This window comes from Macromonas bipunctata (assembly GCF_002837135.1).
GTDB classification, from domain to species: domain Bacteria; phylum Pseudomonadota; class Gammaproteobacteria; order Burkholderiales; family Burkholderiaceae_C; genus Macromonas_A; species Macromonas_A bipunctata.
This window is the reverse complement of record NZ_NWBQ01000061.1, coordinates 1-10,053: the sequence shown is the minus strand read 5'-3', so window position 1 is coordinate 10,053 and position 10,053 is coordinate 1. Positions and strand designations below refer to the sequence as shown.

General features: G+C 69.4%; 6 protein-coding genes. 1 reads left to right on the top strand and 5 read right to left on the bottom strand.

What is annotated here, in order from left to right; all coding sequences use genetic code 11:
* A partial coding sequence (gene ribD, locus CON76_RS10060) for a bifunctional diaminohydroxyphosphoribosylaminopyrimidine deaminase/5-amino-6-(5-phosphoribosylamino)uracil reductase RibD (RefSeq protein WP_101103227.1) occupies positions 1-964 on the bottom strand: 964 nt, incomplete at its 3' end.
* An 83-nt stretch (positions 965-1,047) separates the two neighbouring features.
* On the bottom strand, positions 1,048-4,059 hold the full coding sequence (locus tag CON76_RS10055; protein ID WP_169929030.1) for a CHASE domain-containing protein: 3,012 nt from the start codon (positions 4,057-4,059) through the stop codon (positions 1,048-1,050).
* Between the two features lie 193 nt (positions 4,060-4,252).
* Between CON76_RS10055 and CON76_RS10050 the strand changes: the two genes are divergently transcribed.
* The gene (locus CON76_RS10050) at positions 4,253-6,070 is read left to right on the top strand and encodes a sensor domain-containing diguanylate cyclase (protein WP_101103225.1); all 1,818 of its coding nucleotides are present in this window, start codon (positions 4,253-4,255) and stop codon (positions 6,068-6,070) included.
* 10 nt (positions 6,071-6,080) lie between these two features.
* Here CON76_RS10050 and CON76_RS10045 read toward each other — a convergent pair whose 3' ends face one another.
* The 3 genes from CON76_RS10045 to CON76_RS10035 form a co-directional block, all read right to left on the bottom strand.
* On the bottom strand, positions 6,081-8,252 hold the full coding sequence (locus CON76_RS10045) for a hypothetical protein (RefSeq protein ID WP_101103224.1): 2,172 nt from the start codon (positions 8,250-8,252) through the stop codon (positions 6,081-6,083).
* 13 nt (positions 8,253-8,265) lie between these two features.
* The gene (gene miaB, locus CON76_RS10040) at positions 8,266-9,609 is read right to left on the bottom strand and encodes a tRNA (N6-isopentenyl adenosine(37)-C2)-methylthiotransferase MiaB (RefSeq protein WP_101103223.1); all 1,344 of its coding nucleotides are present in this window, start codon (positions 9,607-9,609) and stop codon (positions 8,266-8,268) included.
* 87 nt (positions 9,610-9,696) lie between these two features.
* Positions 9,697-10,053, bottom strand: a 357-nt coding sequence (locus tag CON76_RS10035; RefSeq protein ID WP_145995406.1) for a CHAD domain-containing protein, incomplete at its 5' end; no start/stop codon positions are given.

The following is a 10,053-nucleotide window of genomic DNA, read 5'->3' as shown; positions in this document are numbered from 1 at the left end:
CCAGCCCTGCCTGCAGCCAGGCGCCGCTGAGGCGCGCGCCAGCCTCCAGGTGCAGCTCGTTGACGCCGCGCCGGGCCAGGTCGCGCAGCACGGTGGGCAAGTCCACCTGGGCGTGCGCGCTGGGCGATGGCGTGGTGGCGGGGGTGTCCAGCACCAGCGCGCCTGCGACGGCGAGGGCCTCGCGCCGGGCCTGGCTGTGCGCGGCCGGGGCGGCGGTGTAGATCAGTGCCTGGCCCGGGGCGGCCAGCAGGCGCGCGGTGGGCGGGGTGCGCAGCTGGCTGTCCAGCACCACGCGCAGCGGCTGCAGGGTGCTGGGCACCAGGCGCACGTCGAGGCCAGGGTCGTCGGCCAGCACGGTGCCGATGCCGGTGAGCACGGCCCCGGCGCGCCGGCGCCAGGCGTGGCCGTCGGCGCGCGCGGCGGGGCTGGTGATCCACTGGCTCACGCCGTTGGGCAGCGCCGTGGTGCCGTCCAGTGACGCCGCCATCTTCAGCCGCACCCAGGGCAGGCCGTGCGTCATGCGGTGCAGAAAGCCGATGTTGCGCTCGCGCGAGGCCAGCGCCAGCGGGTGCGTGGCGGGCAATACATCGACCTGGACGCCCGCTGCGCGCAGCCGCGCCACGCCCTGGCCACCCACCAGCGGGTTGGGGTCGAGCAGCGCCACCACCACGCGCGCCACACCAGCGGCAATCAGCGCGTCGCAGCAGGGCGGGGTGCGGCCGTGGTGGCTGCAGGGCTCCAGCGTCACGCAGGCGGTGGCGCCGCGTACGTCGGCCCCGGCGGCCTGCGCGGCGCGCAGCGCCATCACCTCGGCGTGGGCGCTGCCAGCGGCCTGGGTGTGGCCATCGAACACGCGGCCATCGGCCAGCAGCAGGCGGCACGCCACGCGCGGGTTGGGCTCGGACAGGCCCACGGCGCAGGCGGCGAGTTGGTCGAGTTCCAGCAGGGCGGCGTCGGACAGCATGGTGGTGTGGGCGGCAAGGTTCAAAGCGGGAGGTGATTATCGGGCTTTGCGGCCAGCCTGCACCCGTCAGGCCGAGGGGGTGTTCAAGGCAGCCATTGGCTGACCTTGGGCAGGAACACGCTGCTGTCGAGCGGCTTGGTCAGGTAGTCGGTGAAGCCTGCGCGCAGGCCGTGCTCGACGTCGCTGGGCATGGCGTTGGCGGTGATGGCCACCACCGGCGTGTGCTGGAGCGCAGGCACCTGGCGCAGCCGCTCCAGCACCTGGTAGCCGTCCAGGTCGGGCATGTTGATGTCGAGCAGGATCAGGTCGGGCTGGTGCGCGATGGCCAGTTCGATGCCCAGCCGTGGCATCTGCGCCCACAGCACCCGGGTGTGGCTCAGGGGTTCAAGCATGCGCACGATCAGCTTGAGGTTGGCCGGGTTGTCGTCGATGCACAGGATGGTGCCGCCGCTGGCGTCGGGCAGGGCGGTCGGCGGGGTGTCGTCGTCGCTGGCGGGGCGCGGGGCGGCGGTGGGCGCGCTGATCTGGGGCAGTTGCAGCCGGAATTCGGAGCCCTGGCCCAGCGCGCTGCTGCATTCGAGCGTGCCGTGCATGTGCTCCACCAGCCGCTTGCTGATGCTCAGCCCGATGCCGGTGCCGCTGGTGTGGTTGTCGGCCTGGCCGCCGCGCTGGAACGGCTCGTAGAGGTGGGCCAGCGTGTCCTCGCCCATGCCCCAGCCGTTGTCGCGCACCGCCAGCGCCACGTGGCCCGCGCTGGTGGCGGGGGGCGCGGCCAGTTCCACCCAGCCCTCGGGGTGGTTGTACTGGATGGCGTTGCCCAGCAGGTTGAGCAGCACCTGGCGCAGCCGCGTGCGGTCGGCCAGCGCGTACAGGCCCTGGCCGTCGTGGCTGGGGTGCAGGCGCAGCGCAATGCGGCGCTGTTGCGCCAGCGGCTGCAGCAGCTGGCAGCATTCGCGCATCAGGCCGCCCAGCTCCACCGGGGCCAGTTCCAGGCGCAGCTGGCCGGCGTCGATCTTGCTGAGTTCGAGCACCTCGTTGATGAGGCTGAGCAGGTGGCGCCCGGCCTTCATCACCTCGTCCACGCAGTCGAGCTGGTCGCTGTCGAGTGCAGGGTCGGACTCGAGCAGCTGGCCAAAGCCCAGGATGGCGTGCAGCGGTGTGCGCAGCTCGTGGCTCATGCTGGAGAGGAATTCGGACTTGGCGTTGTCGGCGCGCTGGGCCTCTTGCATGGCGGCCTGCAGCTCGTGCGTGCGCTGCTGCACCAGCTGTTCGAGCTGCGCGTTGAGGGCTTCCAAGCTGGCGGCGGCCTGCATCTCGGCGGTGACCTCGCGCGTGATGCCCACCACGCGGCGCACGTCGTCCTGCGCGTCGCGCTCCAGGATCGCCGAGGCCTTGAAGAAGCGCACCTGCCCGTCGGGCTGCAGGCCCCTGAAGCTGTAGCTCAAGGGCTTGGTGCTGTCTTGCATGTGGTGGAAGTGGCGCTCGATCTGGGGCCGGTCGTCGGGGTGGACGACGGCAAACGCCTGCTCCAGCCCCACGGGGCCGCTGCGCGCCTCCAGCCCGAAGAACTGGTGCATGCGCTCGTCCCATTCGATGTGGGGGCTGCCCACCGTCCAGGTCCACATGCCGATGCGCGCCAGCTCCACCGCCATCTGCATCTGTTCCACCAGGTGCTGCAGCTGGCGCTCGAAGGCGTGGCGTTCGGTCATGTCGCGCACCATGGACACCACGCCCGTGACCTCGCCCTCCGGCCCGTGCAGCGGCGAGGCGGTGATGCCGACCCGGCACAGGCTGCCGTCGCGGCGCTGGCGCACGGTTTCCAGCGGTGGCAGGCTGCGGTTGTGGCGGATCTCGTCGAGCATGTGCTGGTCTTCCTCGCGCCGGTTGGGCGGCACCAGCAGTGGCTGGCTGTCCTGGCCCAGCACCGCAGCGGCGGGGTAGCCAAAGATGCGCTCGGCGGCCGGGTTCCACGACGTGATGCGGCCCTGCAGGTCGCGGCTGATGATGCCGTCGCTGGCGCTGTTGACGATGGCGGCCATGCGCGCATCGGCCAGCGCGGCCTCGCGCCGGCGCTGCAGGTGCAGCAGCCCCACGTACAGCAGGCCCGACAGCAGCACGCTGCCCAGCGTCACCAGCAGCCCGCGCAGCCGGGGCTGGGGCAGGTTGAGCGCGGCGGCAAATTGCGGCGTGGCGTGGAATTCCATCTGCCACTGGCGGCCCAGCACCTCGCGCTTGAGGGTGTAGGCCGCGCCCAGCAAGGGCGGTGCCGCGCCCGCCACGCTGCGGGCCGAGTCGTAGAAGCGCAGCGGCTGGCCTTCGGCGGTGTTGTCGCTGATGCTGAGGTGGTACTGCCCGCCCCGGAAGTAGAAGTCCTGCAGCAGCTCGCGGATCAGCAGCGGCATGTAGGCCCAGCCAGCGGTGGCGGCCCAGCGTTGGTCCGGCGTGGCCAGCGGCATGCCCTGGCGGTACACCGGCAGCAACACCAGAAAGCCGGTACGCTGGTTGCCCGGCGTCTGCACCAGCTTCAGCGGCGGCGTGAGCACGGCGCGGTGCTGGCGCGCTGCGTCCATGGCGGCTTGGTAGCGGCCCGACTCCGAGGCCACGTCCAGCCCGCGCGCGGGCAGGTTGCCCTCCAGCGGCTCGATGTACTGGATGACAAAACGGTCGGGGTGCGGGTGCGGCGCGAGCTGGTAGAGGTGGAAGTCGGGCTGGTCGTTGCCGCGCGCCTGGCGCAGGAAGCGTGCTTCCTCGCTGCGCGGCACCCGGCGGATGAAGCCGGTGCCGGTGGCGCCGGGGAATTCGGTCGGCAGGTCGCGCGTGGCCAGGTACTGCAGCACCTTGGCGCGCGAGAGCTGGTCGGGCCCCACCGCCACAATCGCCCCGCGCATGCCGCGCAGGCCGTACTGGTAGGTTTGCAGGCGGCGCACCAGGATGTCGGTTTCCTCCTGCGCCAGCACGGCCAGGCGTTCGGTGATCTGCCGCTGGTTGTGGTCTTCGGTGTCTTGCGTCTGCCACACCGCCGCCGTCAGGCCAAGCGCCAGCAGCACCGCCGAGGCCAGCAAAGGTTGGTATTTCACTTGGGGTTGTCGGAACATGGGCCACCTGGCTGGCGCTGTGCAGGCATTGACCATGGGAATGGGAGGAATTGCAGGATAACCCAGCAGTATATGAACTTTGTGCATGGGCGTGGGCGCCGTAGGGTTTCTGGGCGGTGGTGCGTGCCGCGTCAGCGGGTGGTCGTGTGCGTGAGGCAGAATCTGTGTCATCCATCCACCGTTTCACCCTTTCATGCCGATTCTTGCCTTGTTGTACATCCGCCCACGGCGGCGTGCGGTGCTGCGCTGGTGGGCCTGCGCCATGCTGGTGGCGTGGCTGGCCCTGGTGGGCTCCGCGCCGCCCGCGCTGGCGGCTGGTCTGCCGTTCCAGGCCGAAGTCTGGATCGACCAGAGCGGCAACGCCGACCTGACGCAGGCGCAGCGGCAAAATTTTGCGCCCGCGCCCGACACGTTGTCGCTGGGCTACACCGCCAGCGCCAGCTGGTGGCGCATCACCATCGCGCCCGCCCCGCACACACCCCAGCTGTGGCTGGTGGTGGCACCGCAAATCCTCGACCAGATCGCGCTCTACCAGCGCCACCGCTTGCCCGACCAGGGCTGGGACAGCTGGCAAGTCCGCCACCAGGGCGACCAGCACGCCTTTGCCCTGCGCGAGGCCGAGGTGCTGAACTACGCGTTTGCGCTGCACCCCTCGGCCACCGAGCCGACGGTGGTGTACCTGCGCGTGCGCACCCAAAGCCCGCACATGGTGTCGTTGCGGCTGCAAACGCCGACCCAGTTGCAGCAGGCCGACACCTGGACCCACGCTGCGGTGGGCCTGTACGTGGGCATGATGCTGGTGATGGCGGCCCTGGCGCTGCTGCACGCCGTCGTCCACCGGGGCGACGCCCTGTGGGCCATGAACGCGGGCTACCAGCTGTTTTCCATCGCCAGCACATTGTTCTACACCGGCTTTGTGGCGCGCTACGTGTGGCCCGACCAGCCGCTGCGGGTGGACCGTGGCCTGTCGGTGCTGATGTGTGTGCATGCCTTCTACACCATGCTTTACCAGGTGTGGGTGGCGCGTGCGCTGGCGGCCCCGGCCTGGCTGGTGCGCGTGCTGGGGTGGCTGGTGTGGCCGCTGCCGCTGATCCTGCTGGCGGTGCTGGCCGGGTACGTGCGCCAAGCCATGTTCCTCTACCTGCTGCTGGCGGTGCTGTTCTGCGTGGTGGCGGCGGTGGGCATGTTCTGGTGCCGCCTCCGTGACCGCCTGCTGTACCGGCTGGTGGTGCTGACCTACCTGTTGGTAGGCGGGTACACGCTGGCCTTGATGGTACCGATGCTGGCCGGACTGCCGCTGGGTACCTTGCAGCTGTACCCGGTGCTGCTGTCGGGCTGTGTGACCGCGGTGATGCTGTTTCTGGTGCTCAAGCGCCGCGACTGGCTGGCCCGGCGCCAGACCGAGGAAATGCTGGCCCAGGCGCGCGAGGACGCCATCCGCGCCGGTTTCCACCAGCGCATGCGCCTGGACGCCGAAGCGGCCAACCGCACCCTGCGCGCGGCCAACCAGCAGCTCACGCTGCTGGCCCACACCGACCCCCTGACCGGCGCCTACAACCGCCGCTACTTCCAGGACTGCGTCACGCAGGAGCTGGTGCGCAACGAGCGCCATGCCGCGCCCATGTCGCTGCTGGTGTTTGACCTGGACCACTTCAAGTCCATCAACGACCGCCACGGCCACCCCGTGGGCGACCTGGTGCTGGTGCAGACCTGCCAGCTGCTGCGCGGCTACCTGCGTGCTTCCGACCTGCTGGCGCGCTGGGGCGGCGAGGAGTTCGTGGTGCTGCTGCCGCACTGCGACGCCGACACCGCCTGCGCCCTGGCCGACAAGCTGTGCGCGGTGCTGGCCGGGCACACCTTTGCCGAGGTGGGCCGCGTGACCGCCAGCTTTGGCGTGGCGCAGCACCGCCCGCCCGAAAGCATCGAGCACTGGATAGGCCGCGCCGACGCCGCGCTGTACCAGGCCAAGCAGGCCGGGCGCAACACCGTGCGCCAAGCTGTGGCGGACTGAGCGGGTACCCTTATGGCAGCCAGTGGTTCAGCCAGCCCTGTTGCCACGCCAGCGCGGTCAGTGCCAACAGCACGCCCAGCAGCACCCAGCGCCGCCACGGGGTGGGGGCCTCGGCGTAGGGGTCGGTCAGGGCGCGTTCGGCGCCTTGCGGCAGGCGTGCCAGTCCGGTCAGGGATTCGCCAAATGGCACGTTGATGCGGGCGCGGATGTTGACGGCCCAGCCGTTGGCATCCAGCAGCGGCCCCAGGTTGCGCTGGCGCAGCTTGAGCCAGGCCAGCAGCATGGACGGCCCCGAAATCACCAGCACCAGCCCCAGCAGCACCAGCGGCATCTGCCACACCGGCAGCCCCAGAAAACCCGTCACCAGCGTGGCCACGGCGGTGCCCAGCGCGCCCAGCGCCAGCCCGATGGCGGCAAAGATACCGGCAAACTTGGCAATGTCGAACGGTGTGGGCGGGGCGGCGGGCTTGCTGGCGTCTCCGCCTTGGGCGCTGCTGGCGGCCTTGCCGACCTGGTCGGCGGCGCGGGCATCGACGGCCTTGTCGCGGTCGGCGGCAAATTTCTCGATCTGGCTGGCCACCAGGCGCGCGGCGCGCTGGTAGGGGCTCCAGAACGCCTGGCGCACGCTCACCGGGTTGACCACCACCTTGAGCACGCTGGCGTTCCAGTCGCGGCCTTGCTGGTCGTAGAACACGCCGTTGCGCCCCGGCACCAGCATCTCGTCGGCGTCGCCGCCGGTGAGTGCGGCCACGATGGTGATGGGCGCCTCGCCCGGGCGGGTGCATTGGCAGTACAGCAGGTACATGCCCGACAGCGGCGCCAGCGTGCCGTGGCGCGCCATGTCGCTTACGCGCAGGCACAGCTCGCAGCTGCGCTGATCGATGTAGAGCGTGCCGGCCTGGAAGATGGCGGCGCGGTCGCTGCTGTAGAAGTCGCTCAGGTTGACGAAGTTGCGCAGCAGCCGCACCAGGTCGCGCCGGTAGTGCGCCAGGCGTTGCAGTGCGGCAATCGCGTCGGCGCTGGCATCGGCGGCTTCGTCTTGGGCGATGAGGGTGCTCAAGCGTGCCACGGTGGCGCTATTGGTCAGCTGGCGCAGGGTGTCGGGGGCGATGTCGGCCACCGGGGTGGCGGGGCGTGCGGCCTGCCAGTCGCGCAGCGCGCCCAGGCGGGCCGAGAGCATGTCCCACTCGCTGGCGCTCAGGTGTTCGGGCGTGTGGCCCAGCAGTGGCTGCAGCACCGCGTCGCGCAGGGTGTGCAGCGCGGCCTGCCACGCCGGGTTGACGCCTTGCGCCAGCGGCAGCCGGGCCTCAGGCGTGATGCGTGCCAGCGGCAGCGCGGCCAGTTCGTTGCTCTGTGTGCTCAGGGGCAGGCGGGCCAGCTCGGTGTATTGCGCATCGCTGGGGTTGAGGGCGCTGGCGGCACGGGCGTCGAACGCGGCCAGCTGGCAGCGGGTGAAGTGGTCGTCCACCTTGGCTTGTACCGCCTCAAACGCGGCCTGCATGGCGGGGGTGATGTCGGCGCTGTCGGCAGGCCGCAGGGCGTGCCAGTCCAGCACTTGCTGGGCGTCGGCCACAAAGGCGTCGAGCAGGGCCTGCGTCACACCCGGCTGGCCGCTGCGGTCCAGCGGCGGTTCGGCGCTGGTGTGGGCCAGCATGTGTTCCACCAGCGCGGCCACTTCCGTATCGCTGGCGGCCAGGGCCAGCGGCACCACGCCGTCGCCGTTGGGGTGCTCGGGCACAAACAGGCGGCTGGGGTCGGCAAAATCGGCGGGCTGCAGCGCGGTGCGTTCGGGCTGGCCCAGGCTGAGCAACACCTGGCGCGCGGCGGCCAGCAGGCGTGCGCCTTCGGCGTCGTCGGCTTGCAGGGCGTCCAGCGGCAATGCGTCGCCGGGCTGGAACAGCAGGTCGGGGTCGCGCAGGCGCTGGCAAGTCCAGCGCACCGCCTGCAGCAGTTCGGGCACGCGGATGCGGCCGTCCTGGTCGCTGTCGAGCAGGCGCAGCGTCAGCGAGTCAAACTCCAGCCCGCTGGTGGCGCAGGCCAGCACCGCCCACAGTTTCTGGTCCAGTTCGCCCAGGTGTTGCAGGTCTTGCGCGTTGTCGATGCGCACCTGGTCAAAGCCGCCGCAGCGCAAGAAGCGCCAGTGGTGTGTTTCGGGGGTGGCGGGGGCGGGCGTGGTGGCCATGGGCGATCTTTTTTTAGGTCGTTTCGCGCACCAGCACCTCGCCGCGCAGCGAGTGCGGCAGCGCTGCAGTGATCTTCACGTCCAGCATCTGGCCGACCAGGCGGGCGCTGTGCGGGCCGGCGTCAAAGTTGACGATGCGGTTGCACTCGGTGCGGCCCATCAGCTCCTGCGGGTTCTTGCGCGACGGGCCGGTGACGAGGATGCGTTGCACGGTGCCCACGCGGCTGGCGCTGATGCGTTGCACGTTCTCCTCCACCACCGCTTGCAGGTGTTGCAGGCGCTTGAGTTTGACATCGTGTGGTGTGTCGTCGTGCAAGTTGGCCGCTGGGGTGCCGGGGCGGGGGCTGAAGATGAAGCTGAACGAGGTGTCGTAGCCCACGTCGATGATGAGCTTCATCAACTTTTGGAAGTCCTCTTCGGTCTCGCCCGGAAAACCGACGATGAAATCGCTGCTCATCGACAGGTCGGGCCGGATGGCGCGCAGCTTGCGGATGGTGCTTTTGTACTCCATCGCGGTGTAGCCGCGCTTCATGGCCATCAGGATGCGGTCGCTGCCGTGTTGCACGGGCAAGTGCAGGTGGCTGACCAGTTTGGGGATCTTGGCGTAGGCCTCGATCAGGCGCGGCGTAAATTCGTTGGGGTGGCTGGTGGTGTAGCGGATGCGCTCGATGCCGGGGATGTCGGCCACATACTCCAGCAACAGCGCAAAGTCGGCAATCTCGCCGCTGTCGCCCATGGGGCCACGGTAGGCGTTGACGTTTTGGCCCAGCAGCGTGACTTCTTTCACCCCTTGGTCGGCCAGTCCAGCCACTTCGACCAGCACTTCCTCGAACGGGCGGCTGAATTCCTCGCCGCGCGTGTAGGGCACCACGCAGTAGCTGCAATACTTGGAGCAGCCTTCCATGATCGACACGAACGCCGATGCGCCTTCGACCTTGGCCGGGGGCAGGTGGTCGAACTTCTCGATTTCGGGAAAGCTGATGTCCACTTGCGGCTTGGCTTTGGCTTCGCGCTCAGCCAGCAGTTGTGGCAGGCGGTGCAGGGTTTGCGGGCCAAACACCACGTCCACAAACGGGGCGCGCTTGATGATTTCGGCACCTTCTTGGCTGGCCACGCAGCCGCCCACGCCAATCAGCACGCCTTTTTGCTTCAAGTGCTTGACGCGGCCCAGATCGCTGAACACTTTTTCTTGTGCTTTCTCGCGCACCGAGCAGGTGTTGAACAAGATGAGGTCGGCTTCTTCCACATCGTTGGTGGGTTCGTAGCCTTGGGCAGCGCCCAGCACGTCGGCCATTTTGTCCGAGTCATACTCGTTCATCTGGCAGCCGAAGGTTTTGATAAAGACTTTTTTGCTCATGGTGTGCAGCGGTTCGTGGTGTAGATCCAGAGGCTGTGGTGGTGTGTACCGACCCTAGGAAAGGAAGGGCCAGATTTTAAAGGTTGGCTACAGGGTGGCCTGTGCCGCCGCCACGCCGCGCAGGAAGGCCTGCAGCTCGGGCGCCACCTGCAGGCCGTGCAGCAGCTCGATGGCACGGGCCAGGTCGCGTGATTGCCCGATGCGGTTCTGCCAGTTCTTGGCCTGGGTGGCCCAGCGTTGGGTGGTCTTGGCGGGCAGCAGGCTGCCAAAGGCTTCGATGTTGTAGCGCGTGCGTTTGGCCAGCAGCCGCGCCTGGTGCGCCAGTTCACCCAGCTCGGCGTGGGCCACTTCGGTGGCGGCCTGGGCGTGGGCCGCGTCCACCACGCGCAGGGCGCTGCGCAGGCGGCGGCGCAGCTTGCCCACGCGGGCGTGTGCCCAGTCGCG

What these genes read in the sequence shown, in the direction of transcription:
- CON76_RS10045 (WP_101103224.1), bottom strand. Translation starts at nt 8,252, where the DNA reads ATGGCCACCACGCCCGCCCCCGCCACCCCCGAAACACACCACTGGCGC.
- CON76_RS10050 (WP_101103225.1), top strand. Translation starts at nt 4,253, where the DNA reads ATGCCGATTCTTGCCTTGTTGTACATCCGCCCACGGCGGCGTGCGGTG.
- CON76_RS10055 (WP_169929030.1), bottom strand. Translation starts at nt 4,059, where the DNA reads ATGTTCCGACAACCCCAAGTGAAATACCAACCTTTGCTGGCCTCGGCG.
- miaB (WP_101103223.1), bottom strand. Translation starts at nt 9,609, where the DNA reads ATGAGCAAAAAAGTCTTTATCAAAACCTTCGGCTGCCAGATGAACGAG.